The organism is Caballeronia sordidicola, from assembly GCF_002220365.1.
Taxonomy (GTDB): domain Bacteria; phylum Pseudomonadota; class Gammaproteobacteria; order Burkholderiales; family Burkholderiaceae; genus Caballeronia; species Caballeronia sordidicola_C.
On record NZ_MTHB01000047.1, the window covers coordinates 26,256 to 49,751 of the forward strand.

Genomic DNA, 23,496 nt, shown 5'->3' on the forward strand with positions numbered 1-23,496 from the left:
GAAGGCGTTGCCGCGCATCGTTTTAGTGGCTGCCAGTTTAGCCGATCGACTTCGCCCAAGCGCCGGAACCGGCTGCCATTCGACCGATAAGGCCCCGGAAAACGCCGCAAAACGAGGCAATTGCGCCGTGTACGCGTACACTTCGGCTTCTAATTGCGCGTAAAACAGTGCGCGCCGGCCCCGCCGATGCCCTTTTCACGCCGCAACCCCATCAATTACGCTCAAATCAATCATGTTTATCTGCCGAAACCAGCCGTGCGGCGCCGAATGGCAACTCGCCGACGTGCTCATCAAGAACGAAGGCCAGGGCCTGATGTTCCGCTGCCCCATGTGCGGCGCGCGCAACAAGGTGCTGCGCCACGACGCGCCCGACGGCACGATCACCTACGAGCAGGACAATTCGGTCCCGCCGAAACCTGCAGTGAAGTAATCCAATGACAACGCCTACCTCTTTCAGCGCCCTGCCGCTTTCGCCGGCCATGCTGGCGAACCTCGAACAACTCGGTTATCTGACGATGACCCCGATCCAGGCCGCCAGCCTGCCGATCGCGCTCGCAGGCCACGATCTCATCGCGCAGGCAAAGACGGGCAGCGGCAAGACCGCCGCGTTCGCGTTGCCGCTGCTCGCGAAAATCGATCCGCGGCTGTTCTCCGTCCAGGCGCTCGTGTTGTGCCCGACGCGCGAACTCGCCGACCAGGTGACGCAGGAGATTCGTCGAATCGCGCGCGCGGAGGACAACATCAAGATCCTGACGCTGTGCGGCGGCTCGCCCATGCGTCCGCAGATCGCGAGTCTTGAGCATGGCTGCCATATTGCCGTGGGAACGCCCGGGCGGATCATGGATCACCTCGAACGCGGCACGCTGCCGTTGACCGCGCTGAAAACGCTTGTCCTCGATGAAGCCGACCGCATGCTCGACATGGGTTTCTTCGACGACATCGTCGCCGTCGTCAAACAATGTCCGAAGGATCGCCAGACGCTGCTGTTTTCCGCGACGTATCCGGAAGGCATCGCGAAACTGAGCCAGCAATTCCTGCGCAAGCCGCAGGAAGTCAAGCTCACCGAGCAGCACACGAATTCGAAGATCAAGCAGCGTTTCTACGAAGTCCACGACAACGAACGCTTGCACGCGGTAGGCCAGTTGCTCGATCACTATCAGCCTGTGAGCACACTTGCGTTTTGCAACACAAAACAGCAATGCCGCGACTTGCTCGACGTTTTAGTCGCACAAGGTTTTAACGCGCTCGCGCTGCACGGCGAACTCGAACAACGCGAACGCGATCAGGTGCTCGTGCAGTTCGCCAACCGCAGTTGCTCAGTGCTGGTCGCGACCGACGTTGCCGCGCGTGGCCTCGATATCACGCAACTGGAAGCGGTGATCAACGTCGATGTCACGCAAGATCCCGAAATCCACGTGCATCGAATTGGTCGCACGGGCCGCGCGGATCAGGAAGGCTGGGCGCTGAGCCTCGCGAGCATGAATGAAATGGCGCGTGTGAGCTCGATCGAACAGGCGCAGAAAAAGGAAGTGGAATGGCACAAGCTGAGCGAGCTGACGCCGGCGACGCCGGGTCATCTTCAGCCGCCCATGGCCACGCTGCAGATCCTGGGCGGCCGCAAAGAAAAGATTCGTCCCGGCGACGTGCTTGGCGCGCTGACTGGTGATGCCGGTTTTGAAGGCTCGCAGATCGGCAAGATCAATGTGACGGACATGGTCACCTACGTGGCGGTCGCGCGGGATATTGCGGATCAGGCGGTGAAGAAGCTGTCGGCGGGCAAGGTGAAGGGCAAGAAGGTGAAGGTGCGGCGCATCTGATTTAGAGCGCCGGGCCTGCAATTTGCACCTATGAATCGATGAAACCAGTCAGGGCGGATATGCGTATGCATTCATGTCCGCTCTTAATCGATACCTTGGTGCCCCATGTCCCGCTATTCGCGCGTTGTTGTCGCCGTTTTGTTCACGCTGCTATTGGGCGCGTGTATTTCCTCCCCACCCAACCCCAATCCTCGCGCGAATGTGGAGCCAAAGCTCGCATCCGTCGATTTGCCGCGTTATATGGGACGTTGGTACATCGTCGCGAACATTCCGTATTTCGCCGAAGACAATTTCGTCGGCAGTTATGCGCAATGGAAACTTCGCGATGACGGCAAAATCGACGATTCGTATTACGCTCACAAGGGCTCATTCGACGCCCCGCTCAAGCACTATCAATTCACGGATTCGATCGTTCCCGGGACGAATAACGCTGAATGGAGCGTGCGCATTTTCTGGCCGATCTACGCGAGCCAGCAAACGCTTTATGTCGATCCGGATTATCAGTACACGATTCTTGGTTATCCGGGCAAGAAGCTAGCCTGGATCTTCGCGCGCTCGCCGGACATCAGCGACGCGAAATACCACGAACTGCTGGGCCGTCTGGACGAGATGGGTTACGACAGCTCGCGATTGCGTCGCGTGCCGCAGATGCCGGAACAAGTCGGCAAACCTGGCTTCCATTCCCCCGGCGATAAGGACTAAACACCGCCAAGCGTGCGAAACGCATAACTTCAAATGGGGAAACAAGGGATAGGAGCAATCCGATAGCTGGACGGGAGGGCAGCGCTTAGCATCGAGAAGTTATCCACCTTGATGAATACGCCCGCCATGAATCATTTTTCCGCACCGCTTGCCGTCGCTTTAGAACTCCATCAGACAGGCCATATGGCCGAAGCGGAAAGTGGTTATCGGGCGATTCTCGAGGAGCGTCCCGATCACGTTGATGCGCTGCATTACCTTGGTGTGTTGCTGCATCAACGTGGCGACAATGAAGATGCCGCGAAGTTACTGGATCGTGCGCTTGGCCTTGCCCCCAATGCGTCCGCGTGCTGGAGCAATCGCGGGCTGGTGGCGGCGGCGCTGGGCGATCTTCCCCATGCCGTGGCGTGCTACGAGCGCGCCCTCGCCATCGATCCGGCGTTCTCCAACGCACGCAACAACCTTGGCACAGCGCTACAACAGCAAGGCCGCTTCGACGAATCCATTGAACAGCACAAGACGTTGCTCGCTCGAGATCCCGATTTCATCGACTCGCGTTTGAACCTCGGCTCGACGCTCGCGTCCGCGAAGCGCTACGACGAAGCGTTGGCGGTATATCGCGAGACGCTCGCACGGGATCCGAGCAACTTCCACGCACATTTCGGCGAAGGCAACGCGCTGCGCGAACTGAAGCGATTCGAGGAAGCGGTCGCCAGCTTGCAGCGAGCACTGGCGCTCAGGCCGGACCACTTCGAGGCGAACGTGAATCTCGGCACGACGCTCGGGCTTTTTGGGAAATTCGTGGAAGCGGAGACGCAGTATCGCCGGGCCCTGACCTTGCGCGACGATCCGCAGATTCACGTCTGCGTGGGTGCGGCTATTAGCTCGCAGGGGCGGTTTGAGGGGGAGGAACCGCATTATCGGCGCGCGCTGGAACTCGCGCCCGATCACGCCGACGCGCAACACAATCTCGCGTTGCTGGAGTTGCGGCGCGGGAACTTCAAGGAAGGCTGGGCGCTGCACGAAGTGCGCTGGCGCTCAAGCAAATACAAGGCAATACAGATTCCCGGCGTACCGGAATGGCGCGGAGAACCGCTGCAAGGCAGGACACTGCTGGTGGTCGGCGAGCAGGGTCACGGCGACATGATGCAATTCGCTCGCTACATGCCGGTGCTGGCGCAAATGGGCGCGACCGTCGATATGCGGGTGCCGGAGAACATCGTGGAACTGATCCAGAGCGTTCCGGGCGTGCACCGGGCCTTTGCACATGGGCCAACGGATCATTACGACTTCTGGACGCCGTCCATGAGCGTGCCGCATCGCCTGGCCGAGCATGTGTCCGGCGTGCTGGCCGAGACGCCTTATATGAGCGTCAGCGCCGAGCGGATTGGCTCATGGCCGGCGCGTGTGACAAAACTGGCGGGCACTCGCAGGAAGATTGGCATCGTGTGGGCGGGCAGTCCGACGTTCGGCAACGATCAATTCCGCTCGATGCCGTTCGCCGCGTGGTCACCCTTCGCGGAGGTGGCGAACGCCGAATGGTTTTCGCTGCAGAAGGGGTCCGCCCGGGAACAGCTTTCAAATTCGGAGTGCGCGCTGAAGCCCCACGATCTGACGGACGATATCCACGATTTCGCCGATACCGCCGCGCTGATCGAACAACTCGATCTGGTGATAACGGTGGATACATCGGTTGCTCATCTGGCCGGTGCGCTTGGCAAGCCCGTGTGGGTGTTGCTGCCGGCGAATTACGATTGGCGCTGGATGCTCGATCGTGACGATAGCCCGTGGTATCCGCACGCGCGCCTGTTCAAGCAGACTATGCTCGGAGACTGGACCGAGCCCGTGGCGCGGGCGAAAGCAGCGCTGATGGCAGGGTAAATGTTTTTGCGCTGGCTGATGTGGCGGCCGGTTACCTGACGAGCAACCGTTGCTCGCGGATCAAGCTCCGCGCGCCTACCGTGTGAAGCGCAGCAGAATCGCGTCCCGCCAGCCTCGGCCATTCGCGCATGGGCGACTTGCGCTGCGTGACGTCGCCCCACCGTGATCGCCGCCTATTTCTCCGCTGTTTGCATCGCTTGGCTGGGTTTATCGCGGGTAATCAGCCGCAAGCCGCTTGCAATACTCGCGACGCCTGCGAATCCCGCGCCAATCGCCAGCGCCAACGCCGGTCCATGATGCCCCGCAATTCCAAAGCTCAGCGCGACCAACGCCGCGCCGGTCGCCTGGCCGATCAGCCGGGCGGTTGCCACTACGCCGCTCGCACCGCCGCTACGCTCGCGCGGCGCGCTCGCCATGAGCGCCTTCAGATTGGGCGATTGAAAGAACCCGAAACCCGCGCCGCATATGGCCATCCGGATACAGATATCGAGTGCATGGGGATGAACCGGCAATAGCGCCAGCGACGCCATGCCCGCGCACATGATCGCGAGGCCGATGCCGCCCAGCAGCCCCGGTTGATATCGATCCGATAAACGCCCGGCGACCGGCGCCAGCAAGGCCACCATCACCGACCACGGCGTCATCAGGAAGCCGGTCTCCACCTGGCTGCGCCCGAGCACGCTTTCGAAATAAAACGGCAGCGACACGAACGCCAGCCCTTGCGCGGCGAACGAGCAGACGGCGGTTGCTGTCGATAAGGCGAACATCGGACGCTTGAAGAGATCGACGGGGAGCATCGGCGCGGGGTGACCGCGTTCCCGATGCAGCATCAGCCCGCCCGCCACCGCCGTTATCACGAGCGCGATCAGCACGATATGCGTGGGCGCGCGCTGCGCCGCTTCGCCAAGCGCGAACACCAGCGCGGCGAAGGTGATCACGTTCAGCACGGCCGCCACGCGGTCGAAGCCGTGTTGCGCGCGCGGCGTCTGCGGCAAAGCCGGCCAGCCGATAAACAACGCCAGCAGCCCCACCGGCAGGTTCACGGCGAAAAGCCACGGCCAGGGTCCAAGTGAGAGCACGATCGACGCGACTGTCGGTCCGACCGCGAACGATATCCCCACCACCAGCGCGTTCAGCCCAAACCCTCGCCCAAGTCTGTGATGCGGATAGATCGCCCCGATCAGCGCCGTGTTGACGCTCATTACCGCGCTCGCGCCAATGCCCTGCAACAGCCGCGCCGCGGTGAGCGATGGCAGCGACCACGACAGCGCGCACGTCAGCGACGCCACGAGGAACAGGATCAGCCCGCCCAGATAGATCTTCCTGTGCCCGACGATGCCGCCCAGCGCCGCGAACGGCAGCAACGTGGCGACCATGGCGAGTTGATACGCGTTGATGATCCAGACTGACGCGGCGGGCGTTGCGTGAAGATCGGCGGCGATCGCGGGAAGCGCGGTATTCGCGATGGCGGTATCGAGCGTGGCGAGTGAAACGGCGAGCAGGATGGCCGCCATGCCGCGACGCTGGAGCGCGGTCATGGGGCCGTCGGTGGGGAGAGTGGTCTGGTCTGACACGGTTTTTTGGTTTAGGCGTGATCGGCGATAGTCCGACACGATACGGGATCGTGGCGAAGCTCGCCGGGCACCCCCGCAGGAGCTTTCAAACAGGTGTCAGTACGGCCTCGCCGGCGAAGTGCCGCGTGGCGTTATCGACAAACATCTGTACCGACGCTGCCACCGCCTCCGGTGAGCGCCCGCCCACGTGGGGCGTCAGCACGACGCGCTCGGAGCCTGTCAGCAACGCGGGCGGCGCGGGCTCGCCTTCGTAGACATCGAGTCCCGCACCGGCTATGACGCCGCGTTCGAGCGCGTCCGCCAGAGCGGCGGTATCCACAACACTACCGCGCGACACGTTCACCACATAGCCTGTTGAGCCGAGTGCGGCGAGCACGCTGGCGTCGATCAGATGTTTCGTCGATGCGCCGCCGGGCGTGGCGACCACGAGGTAATCGGCCCATTCGGCCAGCGCGACTACTGAATCGAAGTAGGTATACGCCGAGCCCGGTTGCAGCCGGCGATTATGATAACCGATCTCGATATCGAAGCCTTGCGCTCTTTTGGCCACCTTCCTGCCGATATTGCCAAGCCCGATCACGCCTAGTTTCTTGCCCGAAAAGTTCGGCTGGAACGGCAATTCGTCGCGCCATACGCCGGCGCGGCATGCGCGGTCGAGCACGGGGATCTGGCGGACGACGCCGAGGAGCAACGCGAAGGCGTGATCGGCGACGCAGTCATCGTTGGTGCCGGCGCCATTTACCACGGTAATGCCACGCGCCTGAGCGGCGTCGCGTGCAATGTTTTCGTGGCCCGCGCCTAATGCACCGATCAGTTCGAGCTTCGGCAGTTTCGCGATGGACGCTGCATCGATGCCGATGGTGCCGTTTGTCAGGACAGCGCGGATTTTGTCCGCGTGGTCGGTGAGGGCTTGATCGAGCGCTGGTCGATCGAGGGCTGTAATGACGTTGAAGGCGTTTGCAACGGTGGTTTGGCTTTCGGGACGAAGCGGAACCAGGACGAGGACGGTGGGGAGCATGGGCGCGAGGGTTGAAGGAGCGAAGCGCCAAGTTTCGCATTTTTTTGAGATGGCGTCGGGACGTCCCTCGCGCATTCAAAACGTCTCGGCACGTTAGAGCTTCGGCCAATCCTCTGTTCTGAGGTGCCTTCCATGGCTGGAACTGCGATCCGGTCACAGTAACTTGATGACGGTCTTTGCGCTCATCTAGTTTGCAGTTCTAACGGTTTGCAAGTTAAAAAACGCTGCGTGGGGAGGCCGAGTATTGTATCCGATAGGAAAGAGCGGGTTCATTGACACCCGCTACAACGGCCCTGTTCAAACCCCCTTACATACCCCGAGGTGTCTTGGTCATCCTCGACGGCAACGGCGGGCATGCCTGCGACCAAACCTATCACCTCCGCCAACAGCATCCCCCACCGCCAAACCCGATCCCCACGCCGACAGTCGGCGCCGCGTAATACGCGGGCGCATAGCCGTATCCATATCCGGGCGCCGGAGCATACCCATAAGGCGGCGCGACAATGCACCCCGAAAGGCCGGTCGCTAGCCCCACCACAAGAAAGAGCCTCAGCATGATTTTTCTCCCTGTTGTGATTTAGAGAGATCAAACCGGACTATCGTTCGGCTGGAATTGTGTCGCTCATCACGAGTTGGTTTCGGAAAATTACAGGTCGCGTCGGGTGAGCTATCTGTCCCCATATAATCTCAGGGTTTTTACCTAAAACAACAATAATCTCTTGCGCGCATCGTAGTTAATTTTCAGAAACGGCTTACCTACACTTGAATCAGAGAACGCGAACAAGGATGTTCGCGATAAAACAAGATTCGGAGGTAAGTATCATGAAGTCGCTCATTCAAGCCGTTGTAGTGGCCGCAGTGTTGGCAGTGCCGGCTGTTTCGTTTGCTCAGTCGAGCCAACAACCATTGACCCGTGCTGAAGTGAAGGCGCAGTTGATCCAGATTGAGAAGGCCGGCTACAACCCGGCAACAGCGAACGATTACGACTATCCAGCCAATATTCAAGCCGCAGAAGCACGCGTAGCGGCCCAAAACGGCGGCGCCAGCAGCTATGGCGGCGTGTCTAATGGGTCGTCGGATTCAGGAAGCGCTGTCCAATCCTCATTCGGCGACAATGTGCACTCGGTGTACATGGGTCATTAATCAGATTAACCATCACGCTGTATGAGAAGGCGTCGGCGACTATTCGAGTGTGAGTCCGATTGCGAGTCGCCTGGCGGTGTACATCCAGCGAGCAAAATGCTTTCAGCAGAGTTATAAAAGTCTGAATCCGCACCTCCTCCATCGGGTTTATTCGCGGTGGAATTGCCCAGCTTTGGTGTCTGGGCTTTTTTGCGTATTTCGGCGATACATAAAAGGCTACTTACCAAAACGGGCAACTTCCAGACGTGCAGCAAAGACAGCGTTTGCACGCGGCGAAATTCGCATTTCAAAATGCGTGACCTAAAATGTAAGGAGGCTGTGACGTATTAAGGAGGCGGCCATGACTGAGTCGATGATCGGTTTTGTGGTGGGCCTTGCGGTCCTGATAGTGATAGCTGCCATATTGGGTCGCCGGTATCGCCGCGAGCACCCAGAGGACGGCAGTGGATCGCTACGTATGCGTGAGTGGCTCGATACGCACCACATGAGCTGGATGCACCACAAGCATTAATGCATCGCTAAAAACAAAAAGCCCACTTGCATAGTGCAAGTGGGCAGAGAAGAAATGGGTGACGAAACCTCATGGCGCTGGGCTGTGCGCGCGCTGGAAAGCGGTGCGATTCTTTCCCGGTTCAGTGTCGGCAGGCGGCTTCACCGTTCGGGGACGCCTCCGTCCGTCCACCTCTGCTTTCCCATATTCGATAGCAAACCGGCAGGCGTCGTCCGCTTCGGCGAAGTGGCCGAGCACACCCGATGCCCAGCGCGCGCCGTTCGGTTTGGTGACAATAACCATTGACGCATAACTACCGCGCTCCCCGGCTGCAAGGGGCACCAAAACATGATCGTTATAGTTGAGTGGAATGGCGTGCATTCGGTCTCCTCGTCAAACGAGATTTTCGATTAGTGATTCTCTCGTGTTGGGGTAAACGTGGTTGTTAGTAATTGAAAAAAACAGAAACAACGCGTGCAAAAAGGCCAATACGCGCTGGGTAAGGGTGTGAACGTAAGCTTTTCATCCCGAAGCGTCTTTGCGGTCCCCAAAATACAATGCTTACGGGAAACAATTCTGCTTCAGCAATCCGCCGTTACCGGCTGTGAAACCGGTAATGCTTTCGGGAAGATTTTTGGAAATATTTTGATCGTGAAACGGATTTTGTAGAGTTATTGCACCAACTTTGACAGGCGCATTGGCATTTAGTGGTTCGGATTAGCGCCGCCAAGTCTTCCGCTAGCATTTCATAGACAGGATGCAGATTGGCGCTACCAGACCATTCGTACTGGTAGCGCCATTTTTCTATCGCCGAGCATGTAGCGTCACGCTGCCGGTGTCCGGTGCGCTTCCTCCGCGGCGAAACTCACTCGTCCACTCACTCGCATCTTCAGTTGCCCCGGGTTCGTTGCCAAATGTCGTTCATCGACTCAAGTGCGAAGTTTAACTTTGTAGTTTTCCTTGGTATCTGCTAAGGTGCGGGGATGAACACGAACGAGCAAACGCAAGACACCGATCATGAAGTCGCGCATGCGCATGCTGTTGCGGGAGAATTGCGCGTGGTGCTTGGCAAGCTGAAGCGACGGTTGCGCGAAGAGGCGAATCTGGGAGAGTTCACTTTGTCCCAGATGTCAGCCCTTGGCCGTCTGGAGCGCGAGGGTCCCGCGACCGTCACAACGCTTGCGCGCGCTGAAGGTGTGCGCCCGCAATCCATGGGCGCCACCGTGTCTGTCCTCGAGGCGGCCGGATTTGTGACCGGTACGCCGGACCCGGCCGATGGACGTCAGACCATTTTGTCCCTCACTGACGCATGCCGCGAATGGATCAAGGCGAGCCGGGCAGCCCGGGAAGACTGGTTGTTCCGCGCCATTCGAACCAAGCTCACGCCTGCGGAGCAAGAGGAGTTCGCGGTCACCGTGGCGCTGCTCAACCGGCTCGTCGATTCCTGACTTGGGCCCGCGTGGCGCAAGCGGTGCCGCCGGCTCACCTATCCCCTTTGCCGCGCCTCATTCCAGGCGCGTCGCAGTCCAACTTGCAGGAAGGAGAACACCATGGCTATCACCACGCTCGACCCGAAGACGGCTCTTGTCGTCATCGATTTGCAGAAAGGCATTATTGCGCTTCCCACCGCGCACCCCGTCAATGATGTCGTCAAGCACGCCGTCGAGTTGCTTGACGCGTTCCGCAGCCACGGCTTGCCCGTCGTGCTCGTCAACGTTGCCGGCGGCGCGCCGGGCCGGTCTGAGCAGGCTCGCAACCTTGCCGGGCTTCCCGCCGATTGGGCCGATCTTGTGCCCGAATTGAAGCAACAGCCGGAAGATCACATTGTCACGAAGCGTACGTGGGGTGCGTTCACGAATACCGGTCTCGATGAACATCTGAAGAAGCTCGGGGTCACGCAAGTCGTTATTGCCGGGGTGGCGACCAGCGTTGGTGTCGAGTCGACCGCGCGTTACGCGCACGAGCACGGGTTCAACGTGACGCTGGCCGTCGATGCGATGACCGACATGAACGCCGATGCCCACACCAACAGCGTCACGCGGATCTTTCCGAGGCTGGGCGAGACTGGCACGACCCGGGAGATCGTCGACATGCTCGGCAGCACCCGCGCGTGAGCGCTTTCGGCGCGGTGAAAGCAGCCTCGGGAGCGCGCCGGTGACCGGCACGTTCCGCTCGCTGAACAGCTTCAACTACCGGGTCTGGGCCGGCGGCGCGATCGTCTCCAATATCGGAACGTGGATGCAGCGCACGGCCCAGGATTGGCTCGTGCTCACGCAACTGACCCACCACAATGCGACCGCGGTTGGCGTGGTCATGGCGCTGCAGTTTGGTCCGCATCTTCTCTTGTTGCCCTTCACCGGTTTTGCGGCCGATCATCTTGATCGCCGCAAACTCCTGATGGGCACCCAGGCGGCTTTGGGAACGCTCGCGCTTGGGTTGGGTATTCTCACTGTCGCTGGATGGGTCCATTTGTGGCACGTGTACGTGTTCGCGTTTCTGCTCGGCAGCGTCAGTGCGTTCGATGCTCCCGCGCGCCAGACATTCGTCGCCGATCTGGTCGGTGAAACCGATCTGTCGAACGCCGTGGCGTTGAACTCCACATCGTTCAACGCGGCGCGCATGATAGGTCCCGCCATTGCCGGTGTGCTGATTGCGTCGGTGGGGACAGGGTGGGTGTTCCTGATCAACGCGGCGTCGTTTGTCGCGGTGCTTTGCTCGCTGGGGTTCCTTCGTGTTGGTGAATTTCATCTGAGCAAACGGGCGGTCCGGGCGCGAGGGAGTTTGGCTGAAGGGTTCCGGTATGTCTGGAAGCGGCCGGATTTGAAAGCGGTGCTGCTCATGCTGTTTCTGATCGGCACGTTTGGGCTCAATTTCCCGATTTTCATCTCCACGATGTCCGTCACCGTCTTTCATGCCGGAGCGAGTCAATACGGACTCCTGACATCGATCATGGCTATTGGAACGATCGCGGGTGCGCTGCTCGCGGCCAGGCGGGCGAAGCCGCGGATTGCTGTGTTGTTTGCCAGTACCGCGGTCTTCGGGTTCGGCTGTGCTTTGGCAGCGATTGCGCCGAGCTATGGGTTCTTTGGCCTTGCGCTTGTGGTCATCGGCGTGTCCGCGCAGACCATCACCACGACGACAAACAGCACGATGCAGCTATCCACCGAGCCCGCCATGCGCGGGCGCGTCATGGCGATCTTTCTGGCGATTGCGCTGGGTGGCACGCCGTTGGGTGCGCCGGTTGTAGGTTGGGTCGCCGATACGTTCGGCCCGCGTTGGGCGCTTGGCGTGGCGGCAGCGGCGGGGTTTGCGGCGGCGATCGTTGGGGTTCGGTATTTGGCGAAGTATCGCCAGTTGCGAGTGTTTATTGATGCAGGGAGGCTGCGATTCAGTATCGATAAGGGGGACGCGGTGGTTTGAAGGGGATTGTGTCCGAGGCGCTCCCGCGGGAGCAAAGGATTTGCGCCGGCGTGGCGCTGGCGTCGCTTTACCCGACAGGTTGCAGCGCCCGATGCATTGAGCGATGTCACAAAGTAAAAAGCCCAGACACGAGGACTGGGCTTTTTACATAAATCTTTGGTGGGGCGTGACAGATTCGAACTGTCGACCTACGGATTAAGAGTCAAACCAAGCGCCTTACACATTACAGGTAGTCACTTGATTTTACAAGAAAATTGATCGCTGGAGATCACCCGGCTTGCCACGCGCTAACCAGCGAAATCCGGCAGATTTCCGGCACTGCGCACGGGTGGTCAATGCTTGCTAGTCCAGTCAACGAGCTAAGCCGCCTGGAAGAATGTCCCAACCCTCCGTCCATAGCAGCTCCTGCTGAGCATGCTCTTCAGCTACTTCGTATCGAAGTTGCCAGAGCGGCATCTCGACTCCGTTGTCATCGAGTACAGGATGTACGTCGTCTGGACAGTACAGATCAGCGGCCAAGAGGTCGGGCACGGCAAGTGACGCCACGGTTTCTCGTCGATCATCCATGGCTGCGGGCCGACCTCCTGATCGTATTTTGCCTTTTTATATTCGGCATGGTCGACGAGTTCATCCACGAGGATTGTCACTGGCTCTCGCGGCGACCAGCCGAACCCTCGTCCGATTTTGTTGAGCCATTGGAAGTCCTGCCGTCCCCAAAGAATTCCCCATTGCCACGCGAACGACTTGAACCTATCCCCCGGACGGTCAGTTTCGTCCTGACGCGTGATTAGGTCCAAGTACGACGGCCAGCCGTCCTCATAGCCGAGAGAGACGTGATGCTGCTCAAGAAGACGGAGCTCCTTGCTCGGTCGCGCGACACCTAATGAGCCCCCGCAGGGCGTACGCACACATACCCTCCGGGCTTTACGTTGCAAGAGGCGTGCTACACGATCCTCTAGACCTTGAATTGCTGACGCGAGCGGAGCCCGATCTTTGCATGCGTATCGATTGACCTGTCCATCCCAATCGACGCGAGGCGGCGCGAGATGCGCATCAAGTTGTGAATACGTGAGACCGCTTAAGTCGCGGGCCTCTGCAATTAATCCCCGAGTAAAGCGTTGCAGAGCTGGCCTCAGCCGCTGCCCTTGGTTAGTCCCAATGTTCACGATCAAGATCTTCCAAAGTTAAAAACTGGTCTTTGTGCGGACGTCACGTCAAGGCTAGTCTGCACTGGTCTTCAATACAAGTAACCGGTGATCTCTGATGCGGAAATTGGACAGTGATTTTCGACAAACGTTCGAGCGCATGGCGCCACAAGCAATCATCAATAGGGACGAGCTCGCGGCGTTACTTGCAACGACCGTTGGTGCTGTAACGCAGATGGCGTATCGCGGCGAACTCCCCGCAACGGCGTTTCCAGCGAAACGACGGGCGTGCTGGTTCGTAAGTGATATCCGCACATGGCTTGACGACGCAGCGACAAAGAGAAACAACAAGCAAATAGCTATGAACGAGGGTAGCGCAAGACCGCGTATCGGGCGTCCACGTCATGCGACGAGCGACTGAGCGTGAGCACGCAGTCGATGCAAGGGGAGCTGTTCAAAGCTGAGACCGGCTGGTTTCACGTCTTTCGGTCTTTAGTCAACAGCGCCGCGTTCGCTTCAATGGACGGGAAGACGGTGAAGGTGTATCTCGTCATCAAGACGCACACCAATATCGACACCGGCGTCGCGGGTCCCATTGAGTACGAGACCATTGCTGCGAAGGCAGGTATCTCCGTGTCCTCCGTCAAGCGCGCGATCCCGTTGCTTGAATCGCTGGGCTACGTCTCACGCTCTCCTTGCGGTCGCTCCTACATATACCGATTCCAGGAAAAATGGCGGATACATGACGAGTCCGGGAATCATACTGCGATGGCGTCTTGGCCATATATCCCCGCGCTCGTTAAGTCTACGGCGAATGACCTAAGGGCGGGGCGTGTACCGCCAAACGTTCATATCGAGCGTTTGCAACTCAATATCAACCATGTCGCCGCGGGCGGGGTTGTCATCAATGTCCAAGATGCGCTTGATCAGATGCACCCGAGTATGCGGCAAAAGTTGGTTTCTTTGCTGGAGCGTGCGGGCGCGATAGACGTTGGAAGTTATACACAGGTCAGCGATGACCCGGATCACGGGTGACCCATATCACTGCTCGTCATAGCTCACGCGTGACCTCTTTCGTCGTGGAATGAGGTCACGCGTGAGCCACTAATAAGAGAGATGTTTACTCCAAAGAGAGGCATCGGCGTGAAGAGCAGAAATAGCAGCGTGCTCAGCGTTCAATTGGGAGCGCTGAAGCCTCAATGGGAAAGCTACTGCCGTTCTCACGGAGTGTCGCCCAGCGATGCAACTAGGCAGGTAATTCGGAAGCTGGTTGGACCAGAACCCTATGCTGAAAGCTTAGATAACTCGATTTCGTCGGACGTTCTCCACGCGAAGAAGCGCATCGAAATCCGTTTGACATGGGAGGAACATCGGACGGTGAAAAGAGTTGCAACGCTGGCGGGCTTTTCGATCAATTCGTGGATTGCTTCGCTCGCCCGGGCGCAGTTGACGGTCCAGCCTCAGCTCGGTCAACACGAGCTAGAGAAGCTTGCGGAGTCAAATACTCGGCTTCTCGCGATTGGCAGGAACCTAAACCAGATAGCTCGTGCGTTAAACGCGGCGCCGACCGAGCAGACGGTTTATCGAGTCGATGTTGTCGAAGCACTCTCAGAAGCAATTAAGTCTCATACGGCAGCGGTCTCCGCTGTCATCCAATCGAATGTTCAACGCTGGTCCCGTTAGCTTAGGAGGTTCGTATGCGATCAAAGCTTCATTTCGGATGGTCTGATCTCAAAACACTTGTGCCCCGGAAGAACCAGCCTGTTCCAAGAACAGACGTTGCGGCTCGTCATTTGGAACCGCCCCCGACTCTCTTGCTCCGAGCGAATAGGTATCGGGGGTTCGGCTTATATGTCATGACCGTTTCTGGACCGGTTCCTGTTTTGCGTGAAGGTACAGCGACGTGGTTCAAGTCCATCGAAGAATGTACCGACGAACTGCTGGACCTCGACGTTGATCTTGACTTCGAGCATGTTCTGCTGGACCTCGGCATGTGGGACTGCCATATGATGCCGCCGCGCGCCGATGAGCCTCGCCCCGCGAGGCCTCAATGCAGTCGCTTTGCAAGATCGGGCCTGCGGCCGTTGCGCCCCCTGGGCGCTCAATGAAAGGAGGGAGGTGCCATGTTTTCGCTTTGGTTCCTGATATTGGCAACAGCAAGCTTTTTGTTTTTTATTCATTGTCTCGACTGGGCGTTCCTGATACGAAATCGTCAGCTTCTCGGCTACCTCGTCCATACCCCCACTCACTTTGTCGGTGATCTGGCGTCGATGGTCGCCTACTTCGTGCTACTGGCGTTGTGTGTACGACAGGCCCTCGGCATTGCTCATGCCGATGGGTTGTACGTAATGGCAGCTCTCACCGTTGTATTTATCGTCGGCCATCGTCGCGCGAATGCAGGACTGCGTGCGGCAGAGGAGGAATATCAATGAGGGCGCTCTTAATATGTGCCGTGATTATGGCTCTCGTCGCGTGCAAGAAGGACGACGATGTTTCCAAAAAAAAGGCCCGCGCGCAGGACAACCTAGCGCCAGTACCAGCAAGCCAGTTTCGTTGGAACAAATAGACAGGGAGCAGCATGCCACTGACCGGACTATTTCAGTTTGTTACGGGCTCGATTGACAACGCACTATCGGTGTTCGTCGCGAGCATCTCGTCATCCATTGCGAGCGCGATTGCACCACTGGTCTTCGCCGCCGTCACCATCTGGATCATCATGTTTGGGTGGGCGACGCTCAGGGGTGAGGTTCAGGAACCCGTTAGTCAGTTCGCCATTCGCGCGTTCAAGGTGTCCGCATTGCTGACGCTGGCATTGAACGCGGCTATCTATCAGGCCAACGTCGTCGTGTTTGTGAACGGATTGAGTTCTGGGTTGGTGCAGACCGCGATGCCTGGCTCGAATACAAACATGTTTTCCGCGATCGATCTGGTCGATACCAAAGCGTACAACTACATGCATATGCTTTGGGAGCGAGGCACAAACCTTTTCCCAATGGGCGGGTATGCGGACCTCTTTTCTACGGCGATAGTATTGTTTTCGGCGGCCACCATTGAGATCGTAATGGGTGGTCTGCTGTCACTCGCGAAAGTCGCAATTTCGCTCATGCTGGCAGTGGGCCCATTGTTTCTCGCGTGCATGGCTTTTGCACCAACAAAGCGGTTCGCAGAGGGATGGTTCGCCAAGGTAGCAAACTATGTGCTGCTCATTTTCTTTCTCGCTACGGCGGCGGCCATGTGCCTATCGATCTACTCAACGTTTGTCGACACGGTAACCGCTGCGTCCGCGAACGACAACGCACTGGGCGACGCAATGAGCTTCCTTATACTGTGCGGCACTCTCGTTTTCGTGATAGTGCAGCTGCCCGGCATGGCGGCCGGCATAGCGGGTGGTGCAGCAATTTCCGGCGGAGCAGCCATCACGTTTGTTTCCCTCATGAGTCGCATGCTCCGGGGAAACGGCGGCGGCAAACAGAATGAACCGTTTCCGAAGAACGGTGCAGAGGGTGGCTCCGTCACGAGAGACGGAGGCGGAAATTCTGGACGGGCCTCTGGCGGCGGTAGTGCGCCGACTCCAGCGTACCAACGGGCGACGATCGATCGTCTGTTGGGAGGCAAGCGTTGATCGACTGTGGAAGTCCTATCGATTTGTTGGCAAAGGATTAGATACGTGCGCGCAGAGAGGTAAGGCATGACGCTACCCAAAATTTACGTCAACGGAATCCTGCAGACGTGGGGGGACAAGCTGTTTGGCAGCACTACACGTGTAGTCAGGCCGCGTAAAGCTGGCACGGGGGTGATACTTCCTCCTCGAACGCTTTCACCTAGCAGGCGTGCACGGCCCTCTGGCATCTTAAGAATTCGGCAAACGCTCGCGGCAACCACCAAGAAAGCACCGGAGGTGGTTGTCAAGATAAGCGGCGGCGGCAGGGGGATGACGGCTATTCGAGCCCATCTCGATTACATCTCGCGCAACGGCAAGGTCGCATTGGAGAACCAAGACGGTGATGCTCTTGTCGGGCGCGATGATATTCGAGACCTCAAGACTGAACTTCAGTTTGGCGGCTTCGGCATCCCTGAGGAGAGTACGGTTCGGGAAGCGTTCAACATCGTTCTATCGATGCCACCGGGTACCGACAGGACTGCTGTTCACGATTCCGTACGTAGCTTTGCCGCAGACGAGTTCGGAAAGAATTTTCGCTACGTATTCGCGTGCCACACGGATGAGGCCCATCCCCATGTGCACCTTTGCGTCATAGCCCGGTCGAACGACGGTACGAGACTCAATCCGCGCAAGGCGGACCTGCAGGACTGGCGAGAGTCGTTCGCTGCTTATCTGCGTGAACACGGGATTGATGCCAATGCCACTCGACGCCAGGCGCGTGGGGTAACGAGAATGCCGGTGCCGCAACCCGTTGTGAACATGCAGAAGAAGCGCGGCACGGCTCCCCGGCGGCCGCACAGCACACCGCTTCTGGATGCAAAGCACACCCAGGCAGGAGACCGTTCAGAGACTGGGCACAAGGTGCTGCAAGCATACGGCGCGATGGCGAAGACTATGGCGGACTCTGAGGACGTAGAAGACCGGAAGATGGCGGTCGAAATCGTCAAACTGGTAAAGCAGATGCCATCCGTCCAACTCGCACATATGTCACTCCAAACAGATCGGCCGGATAGATCGAGTTCACCTCGCCCCGATGTGCCGAAACGAACGGTTCGGAATCGGGAGCCCAACGGGGGATCTGACGAACCCTCCAGATAGACGCGCGTGCGACGAAAAATTGCGACAGCGCGAGAAATTTGCGCTGCCGCAATTCAGTGGTCTGTCGCGCTCACATCTCACCAGCCGGTAGTTCTTCAGCGCAGCGGCGTCTCCAGCGCCGCATGTTCCTGCTCGACGGACCAGGACCGTCCGTCAAACGTCGCCACAAACCCGCCCGCATTGTGAATGGGTGACCGCTGATCGACAATTCTGAATGAGCGCATGGCGTCAGTGTCGATTACTCCGTCGCCATTCTGGATCAGCCACCGCATTGCCTGTAGGAACTGACCGTGCCCGAACATCGCTGCTGTAGCGTCTGACGCATTGTGGAGCATCCTGAAGCGGTTCAGAGCCTCGAGCACGCGCTCGATGAAGGCGGAGAACGACTCGGCCCCTAGCCCATCCACAAGCGTCTGATTGAACGCATTCCAGTACGCGTCGACCCACGGCCGACGTTGCTGCGCCGACGTGCCTGCGCATCTGGCCGGTGCCAGGTAGGTGAATTCCTGGACCGGCCAGATATCACTTCGCACGGCGGGGAATCGGGCCAATGTCGGCGCAGCCGTCTGCCGGGCGCGCAGAAAGGGCGAACAGATCACGATGGACGGAGATTCGACAAGGCGCTGGCTGATCGCGTGGGCCTGCTGTTCGCCCAATTCAGTCAGTGGGATCGACACCGGATCGCTCGTCGCGTGGCCAGCGTTCGCGGCACTCTCGCCATGCCGGAAGCATAGAACTCGCAGTAGGGGCATGTCTGGGGGTGCTCCGGTAGTTCTTCAGCGCAGAGCGTTGTCCGCGCCCAGAGTGAAAAATTGCGACGTCGCAAGAAATAACGCCCGTCCATAAGCATCTAATTGTATTGCGCAATACAATTAGACGCCGTTCCCAGTGTTGGGACCGCGTCCGCATTCGCGCAGGGCGCGCACGGAAAGCGGAAGCTTTCCTCCTTTTGCCAAACTGGTTTTAAGGGTGCCCGGCAGGGTCGGGCAATGCAGCGCCGAAATCAACGCCATCCGCAAAAAATTGCGACAGCGCAAGAAGTACGACGGTTTGGTTCTAAGGCAGGATAGGCTTCCGCCGGGAATCGTCATAACGAGGAGGTTATGATCATGCTGAGCCCAGCCGGCGAATGTGTGGTCACCGGCTGGGCGCTTTCCAGTGGTCAATTTAGGGGGGCGGTGGTACCACTTACTGCGGATCTTGCAAACCTTGGCAGCGATCGTTGCTGCATAGATCGCGTCTATTCCGAGCTGTTGCCGCAGAGCGCGGCACAACGGTCGGCACTGTAGGGTCACGTGGGTCCGCAAACGCATGCGCTCTTGCTAGTCCCGGATTGATACGCGCTGTCCAGCACAGCGGCGGCAGACATTTTGTCAGCCCGACATCGTATCCCGACGTCGGCGCTGCAATTGAAACGAGACTGTAAGAAGGTCAGTCGCAACGGCTTGCCTTGCAAGCATAATGCGAAGGTGTAGGGTGTCCAGCCAGTATAGTGTGTGCGTTTCCGCCGCCTAGGAAAAAAGCGATATCTTCATGCTCGCCGGGAAATTGCTCAAACAAGCATTTAGATTAGCCGGATCCATGGTTGCCAGATCCGTAAGACGAGCCGGTACACCCTACCTCGAAAGCATAATCGTTCAATAACTCTTGAGCAACGCTTTTTTCTCGAGTGATGCAAGTAACTCAGTTTTATTCCAAGACGTAAACCATCGATACTTCGCGAATTTCTTTTGATAATCAAGGACGAGATGGTCCGACGGCTGTGACTGAGTAGCCAACGTTAAAAGCTTTTTCACATACCCTCTTCGTTTCTCATCTTCGATGTAAGGACAGGTTAGAGCATCGAGGAGAATATAGGCCTTCTCGGAGTTTGATTTTACGTCAGAGAGATCGTGCAAGGCCGCATCAATGTCTTTAATGACGCGTTTCTTTATCGCACTATACGAATGCTCTTCGTCATTGCCTATATAAAATAGAAGGGCCGTAATCTCAAAATAAGAGATGCGGCGATTTTCGGCAACGTTAACTATCTTTCCCAAAACTTCCCGGGAAACCAGATATTTACGGCCCAGAAGTTTAAGTGCGACGAGAATGTTCAGTGCTTCCAGAAGAGCAACGTCTGAATTGTCTTTGGAAATCTTCTTGAAGCCACTACTTGAGAAAAAGTCATTACCCAGAGTATAGATAAGGCTGCGAATTTCATGGGATTCGTCGGGTATTTTTTGATCAACATAGCGACATGCAATATCCGTCAAAACGCAAATCTTGATTGATCCACTCTGACTTGGACTGACAATATAAAAATGAAAGGCAAGCTCGATCAAAATCAGTAGAAAATCGATATATTTCGATTTACTTTCGTCTTCCGGTATCGGTTGCGTCATGCTTTCTTCACAAAACGAAATTGCCTGATTCGATATGGCCGAGATGAGATAGCCGGAGACCAGCTCATATTCTTGCGTCGACCCTATGCATGCGGATTTAACGTCGTTAAGAAATGATGCAATAAATCTTCTGCGCCTATATATGCGCCTTGGCACAGGTGTTTGAATTTCACTTTCATCGATTGGAACTTTGATTAATTTTGCGGTGAATTCTTGGAGCGCCTTTTTCACCAACTGCAGCGACCTACTTTTCTCCGTGATGAACGGCCGAGTTGCCTTCACGGTTTTCGCGTTATTTAGATTGAGCTTGTACGTCTTGAGGCAGTTCTCTACGACCTTCGCGACGACAGCTGAAATGTCATCCGCAGTTGAAAAAATAAAGATATCATCGACATATCGTCGGATCGTGTAGTCGACTTCGTTTTTTAGACAGTGATTTTCAGTTTTCTCAAGTTCAGAAACAATGTCTCGGTCTATTCTTTGAAATATTATTTCAGAGAATATGCGGCTGACTTCTGGACCAATAACAATGCCTGCGGTTTCGTTGTAATTACATCGCTGCATTAATGTATCAAAAACCGAGCCAAATGTATTTTTAACGTTCGCGATGTTTTTCGAGTGCACTTTGGTTTTCAGCGCCCAGGTTACCGAGTGCGTGTATATGCTGTCGAAACACCTTGATATGTCGACAGACCAAAATGACGAGTACTTTCGTTCAAGAGATATGAATTCTTGAGAATCGAAAAAATGATGGAGTCGACCGTAGCCTCTGTAAGAGAAATAGGAAGTTAGATATCGACTCTTCGCTTCTGCTTGCTTTGTAGTTACTCCTTCCGGTTTGAATTTGTACGCATTCTCATTGCTGTTTCGAACGTAATACTTGCTGGCAATATTTTCTGGGCAGCGAATGCTAAATGGGCTGTCTTTACAAGCTAAAATGATTTGTTGATCAAATGCTCTGTAAAAATCGACAAAATTGGCTTGAGTGATAGGGTGGATTAACGAGAGCTGACGGTATGAGTTGTTGTCTTTTCTGATTTTGTACGGCAGCGGGATCGTGTAGCTACTCAAGTCGCCATCTTTGAAAAAATAGTCCATAATTTCCGGGAAAAAGCTTTTCCCCTCCTGGTACTTTTTCCAATGCCAATAAAAGCCAACGTTTGAGAACGTCACGGGTGCATCATAGCAAGGGGTCTCTGTTAATAGAACTCGTGCATAGTCTTCTTTCTTTACGCGTCGCAATGATTTTGTCATTTTTTCCATGCCTCTTTTATTTTTTTTAAGTCTTCGTGCTTAAAGAAATGAAGGCGCGCCTCGTAAAATCCCTCGGTAAACGTATAGCCAATAAGCTTGTGCCGTCTATGAATCGGAATTTTAGCCTGAATTCGAGACGACAACTTATGATTTTTTGAAAACAATAAACCACGCAACATAGCGTCAAGGTCTTTGAGGGGACACTTTGTCTTATTATTTTTCTCGAAATAATTGTAGTAGATACCCGTCTTGATGCTTATCCCTGTCGAAGGGTCATTTATGATGTAGTTGCCGGTCAATGCCTTGATTCTCATTTCTAGGAGATCAAATGAACCGGGCTCAAACGACGTGCTTAAATGATTTGTGAATGATGCGATAATTCGAGATTTTATTTTTTCGACTTTTTCTTGGCAAATATCAACTTTCAATTGGCGACGAGGAATTCCCAAGATCGTTTCATTGCGAGCGTTGCTGTTAAATATCGAAAAATCATAGCCTAAATATTGAAATTTTTCGAAGGTCGCATTTGTTGGGTCACTCTTGTCGGTTGCTTTACTGATGTTGTGATGCGATATCTTTTTGCCAATTTTATGCAGTTTCAGGTCAAATTTTAAATTTCCCTGAAGAAGCTCAATGACCTCGCCTTTTTGAAGATCCGGGGCTGTTATTAAAATGATGTCGTCGACGAATCGAGCATAAAAGAAAATATTTCTTTCTCGCTTAATGCTATTGTCAAAATCGTGTAAAGCCAGCTCGGAAAGTGTCGAACTCAATCCAATGCCGCGAGGCAAACCAGATATGCCTTGAGATTTAATTTTTTCAAAGAGCTGGTAAATCAATAGCAGTGTTTGCCTAGAACATCGATCATCGCTCATGAGTTTGGAAAACAGAGCGTCGCGATTAATGCTCTCAAAAAAACTCTCAATATCGAATCGATGAATATTGTATGGACCGCTTTCCCGTAAAGAGGAAATTAAGTTCCTAATTATTGCACTTCTGTTCTGCGGTTTTATCTTGTAGTTGGCTTTTATATTTTTTGAAATGAGTCTTGTTGCCAGCGCTTGCTCAATATTGGCACATGCAAAGGCTTGCTTTCCTCTAATTGTCAGTGTTTTTAGATTTTTTTTGAAAAAGCGTATCTTTATTGATTTCATTTAATGCCCTCGATGCAGCAGCATCTCGATTTTTTCGGTCTAAGAGGGATTTGTCGTCAATCAGATCGCTGTAGCTTATGCATTTCGCGATTCGCCGTTTTGTGTATGCAATTTCGATCATCACTTCCCCGTAGTGCGTCTGTTGATCGTATCCTTGGCGCAACCGGGCGGTGCCTCTTGTTGTCCGGCGTCGTTTCCTCCTTACCGTCATGGAAGATGACGATAGTGCAAGGGAAAAATGAGCTGGCTGCTTACATGGATCTGAACATTTTACTCGTCGAAGTCACTTCTGGGCTGTTCGACGAGTCACGCGTTGCCCGTGTGGACAATCAGGTTGCGATTCTATCCGAGCTTATCGAGGAGACTTTCCGGTTTGAGGTGGGTGTACCGCTTCAGCTGGATATCGTCAACTACGATGTCCGGTTGCGCGACAACTATGATGGCCGGTCGACGGGGGTAATTGTCGCTGTCAATTGGCTATAGTTGTCGCTCCGTTGTGGTCGTCTGTGGGTAATTGACGCCGCCGCTCTTTCTGTCTGTCATTGGCGTTGCGGCGCCGATAGCTTTCGACATTCAGTTCGAAGATCGTCGAGTGATGAACGAGGCGGTCTATGGCGGCGACGGTCATACCAGGGTCAGGAAACACGTCATTCCACCCCGAGAATGGTTGATTGGCCGTGATGAGAAGACTTTTTCTTTCATATCTCTCGGCTATCAACTCGAACAGCACGCTGGTTTCGGCCTGGTCCTTTCTCACG

At 56.0% G+C, this 23,496-nt stretch carries 25 protein-coding genes; 15 read left to right on the forward strand and 10 right to left on the reverse strand.

Annotation, left to right across the window (positions count from 1 at the left end; genetic code table 11):
* Positions 1 to 232: 232 nt before the first annotated feature.
* From BSU04_RS08440 to BSU04_RS08455, 4 genes are all read left to right on the forward strand, one after another.
* Positions 233 to 430, forward strand: coding sequence for a hypothetical protein (locus BSU04_RS08440; RefSeq protein WP_062087611.1), 198 nt, complete (start codon positions 233 to 235; stop codon positions 428 to 430).
* A 4-nt stretch (positions 431 to 434) separates the two neighbouring features.
* Complete coding sequence (gene dbpA / locus BSU04_RS08445; protein ID WP_031361009.1) at positions 435 to 1,817, forward strand: ATP-dependent RNA helicase DbpA; 1,383 nt, start codon at positions 435 to 437, stop codon at positions 1,815 to 1,817.
* A gap of 105 nt (positions 1,818 to 1,922) precedes the next feature.
* On the forward strand, positions 1,923 to 2,519 hold the full coding sequence (locus BSU04_RS08450; RefSeq protein ID WP_089160195.1) for a lipocalin family protein: 597 nt from the start codon (positions 1,923 to 1,925) through the stop codon (positions 2,517 to 2,519).
* Between the two features lie 126 nt (positions 2,520 to 2,645).
* Positions 2,646 to 4,397 carry a tetratricopeptide repeat protein gene (locus BSU04_RS08455; RefSeq protein ID WP_256982323.1) on the forward strand — a complete coding sequence of 584 codons (1,752 nt, stop codon included), beginning with the start codon at positions 2,646 to 2,648 and terminating at the stop codon, positions 4,395 to 4,397.
* A 173-nt stretch (positions 4,398 to 4,570) separates the two neighbouring features.
* Here the strand turns inward: BSU04_RS08455 and BSU04_RS08460 are convergent, their stop codons facing one another.
* From BSU04_RS08460 to BSU04_RS47430, 3 genes are all read right to left on the reverse strand, one after another.
* On the reverse strand, positions 4,571 to 5,935 hold the full coding sequence (locus BSU04_RS08460; protein WP_089160197.1) for an MFS transporter: 1,365 nt from the start codon (positions 5,933 to 5,935) through the stop codon (positions 4,571 to 4,573).
* A gap of 121 nt (positions 5,936 to 6,056) precedes the next feature.
* Positions 6,057 to 6,989, reverse strand: a complete 933-nt coding sequence (locus BSU04_RS08465) for a 2-hydroxyacid dehydrogenase (protein ID WP_089160215.1) — start codon at positions 6,987 to 6,989, stop codon at positions 6,057 to 6,059.
* Between the two features lie 373 nt (positions 6,990 to 7,362).
* Positions 7,363 to 7,545, reverse strand: a complete 183-nt coding sequence (locus tag BSU04_RS47430; RefSeq protein WP_089160198.1) for a hypothetical protein — start codon at positions 7,543 to 7,545, stop codon at positions 7,363 to 7,365.
* Between the two features lie 266 nt (positions 7,546 to 7,811).
* On the opposite strand from BSU04_RS47430, the gene BSU04_RS08475 reads away from it, so the two are divergent.
* Both BSU04_RS08475 and BSU04_RS46320 read left to right on the forward strand, forming a co-directional pair.
* Entirely contained in the window at positions 7,812 to 8,132 is a 321-nt protein-coding gene (locus BSU04_RS08475) for a DUF4148 domain-containing protein (RefSeq protein WP_089160216.1), read from the forward strand.
* Positions 8,133 to 8,472: 340 nt separating this feature from the next.
* Positions 8,473 to 8,643 (forward strand): hypothetical protein, encoded by a 171-nt coding sequence (locus BSU04_RS46320; protein ID WP_179258248.1) that lies wholly within the window; start codon positions 8,473 to 8,475, stop codon positions 8,641 to 8,643.
* A 69-nt stretch (positions 8,644 to 8,712) separates the two neighbouring features.
* Here BSU04_RS46320 and BSU04_RS08480 read toward each other — a convergent pair whose 3' ends face one another.
* Positions 8,713 to 9,003: a hypothetical protein gene (locus tag BSU04_RS08480; RefSeq protein WP_179258249.1), complete on the reverse strand. Its 291-nt coding sequence runs from the start codon at positions 9,001 to 9,003 to the stop codon at positions 8,713 to 8,715.
* A 602-nt stretch (positions 9,004 to 9,605) separates the two neighbouring features.
* On the opposite strand from BSU04_RS08480, the gene BSU04_RS08485 reads away from it, so the two are divergent.
* From BSU04_RS08485 to BSU04_RS08495, 3 genes are all read left to right on the forward strand, one after another.
* Positions 9,606 to 10,070 (forward strand): MarR family winged helix-turn-helix transcriptional regulator, encoded by a 465-nt coding sequence (locus tag BSU04_RS08485; protein ID WP_089160199.1) that lies wholly within the window; start codon positions 9,606 to 9,608, stop codon positions 10,068 to 10,070.
* Positions 10,071 to 10,172: 102 nt separating this feature from the next.
* Entirely contained in the window at positions 10,173 to 10,736 is a 564-nt protein-coding gene (locus BSU04_RS08490) for an isochorismatase family protein (protein ID WP_089160200.1), read from the forward strand.
* Positions 10,737 to 10,776: 40 nt separating this feature from the next.
* On the forward strand, positions 10,777 to 12,042 hold the full coding sequence (locus tag BSU04_RS08495) for an MFS transporter (RefSeq protein ID WP_089160201.1): 1,266 nt from the start codon (positions 10,777 to 10,779) through the stop codon (positions 12,040 to 12,042).
* 425 nt (positions 12,043 to 12,467) lie between these two features.
* On the opposite strand, the gene BSU04_RS45270 is transcribed toward BSU04_RS08495, so the two are convergent.
* On the reverse strand, positions 12,468 to 12,689 hold the full coding sequence (locus BSU04_RS45270; RefSeq protein ID WP_144021163.1) for a hypothetical protein: 222 nt from the start codon (positions 12,687 to 12,689) through the stop codon (positions 12,468 to 12,470).
* 921 nt (positions 12,690 to 13,610) lie between these two features.
* Here BSU04_RS45270 and BSU04_RS08510 point away from each other — a divergent pair.
* A complete protein-coding gene (locus tag BSU04_RS08510) occupies positions 13,611 to 14,222 on the forward strand; it encodes a helix-turn-helix domain-containing protein (protein WP_089160204.1) in 612 nt (203 codons plus the stop codon).
* A 108-nt stretch (positions 14,223 to 14,330) separates the two neighbouring features.
* Complete coding sequence (locus BSU04_RS08515; RefSeq protein ID WP_179258250.1) at positions 14,331 to 14,870, forward strand: plasmid mobilization protein; 540 nt, start codon at positions 14,331 to 14,333, stop codon at positions 14,868 to 14,870.
* 164 nt (positions 14,871 to 15,034) lie between these two features.
* Here BSU04_RS08515 and BSU04_RS46325 read toward each other — a convergent pair whose 3' ends face one another.
* Positions 15,035 to 15,193: a hypothetical protein gene (locus BSU04_RS46325; protein ID WP_179258251.1), complete on the reverse strand. Its 159-nt coding sequence runs from the start codon at positions 15,191 to 15,193 to the stop codon at positions 15,035 to 15,037.
* A 117-nt stretch (positions 15,194 to 15,310) separates the two neighbouring features.
* On the opposite strand from BSU04_RS46325, the gene BSU04_RS08525 reads away from it, so the two are divergent.
* The 3 genes from BSU04_RS08525 to BSU04_RS08535 all read left to right on the forward strand — a co-directional run bounded on the left by BSU04_RS08525 (position 15,311) and on the right by BSU04_RS08535 (position 17,946).
* Positions 15,311 to 15,619: a hypothetical protein gene (locus BSU04_RS08525; protein WP_089160207.1), complete on the forward strand. Its 309-nt coding sequence runs from the start codon at positions 15,311 to 15,313 to the stop codon at positions 15,617 to 15,619.
* A gap of 146 nt (positions 15,620 to 15,765) precedes the next feature.
* The gene (locus BSU04_RS08530) at positions 15,766 to 16,809 is read left to right on the forward strand and encodes a type IV secretion system protein (RefSeq protein WP_089160208.1); all 1,044 of its coding nucleotides are present in this window, start codon (positions 15,766 to 15,768) and stop codon (positions 16,807 to 16,809) included.
* A gap of 276 nt (positions 16,810 to 17,085) precedes the next feature.
* Entirely contained in the window at positions 17,086 to 17,946 is an 861-nt protein-coding gene (locus BSU04_RS08535; RefSeq protein WP_179258252.1) for a relaxase/mobilization nuclease domain-containing protein, read from the forward strand.
* A gap of 95 nt (positions 17,947 to 18,041) precedes the next feature.
* On the opposite strand, the gene BSU04_RS08540 is transcribed toward BSU04_RS08535, so the two are convergent.
* The 3 genes from BSU04_RS08540 to drt3a all read right to left on the reverse strand — a co-directional run bounded on the left by BSU04_RS08540 (position 18,042) and on the right by drt3a (position 22,738).
* A complete protein-coding gene (locus BSU04_RS08540; RefSeq protein WP_089160210.1) occupies positions 18,042 to 18,698 on the reverse strand; it encodes a histidine phosphatase family protein in 657 nt (218 codons plus the stop codon).
* Between the two features lie 885 nt (positions 18,699 to 19,583).
* A complete protein-coding gene (drt3b, locus tag BSU04_RS08545; protein WP_089160211.1) occupies positions 19,584 to 21,593 on the reverse strand; it encodes an antiviral reverse transcriptase Drt3b in 2,010 nt (669 codons plus the stop codon).
* Entirely contained in the window at positions 21,581 to 22,738 is a 1,158-nt protein-coding gene (drt3a, locus tag BSU04_RS08550; RefSeq protein WP_089160212.1) for an antiviral reverse transcriptase Drt3a, read from the reverse strand. The genes drt3b and drt3a overlap by 13 nt, the downstream gene beginning before the upstream one ends.
* Before the next feature lie 255 nt (positions 22,739 to 22,993).
* Between drt3a and BSU04_RS08555 the strand changes: the two genes are divergently transcribed.
* A complete protein-coding gene (locus BSU04_RS08555; RefSeq protein WP_144021164.1) occupies positions 22,994 to 23,221 on the forward strand; it encodes a hypothetical protein in 228 nt (75 codons plus the stop codon).
* On the opposite strand, the gene BSU04_RS08560 is transcribed toward BSU04_RS08555, so the two are convergent.
* A partial coding sequence (locus BSU04_RS08560; RefSeq protein ID WP_179258253.1) for an ATP-binding protein occupies positions 23,208 to 23,496 on the reverse strand: 289 nt, incomplete at its 5' end. The two genes, BSU04_RS08555 and BSU04_RS08560, sit on opposite strands and share 14 nt — an antisense overlap.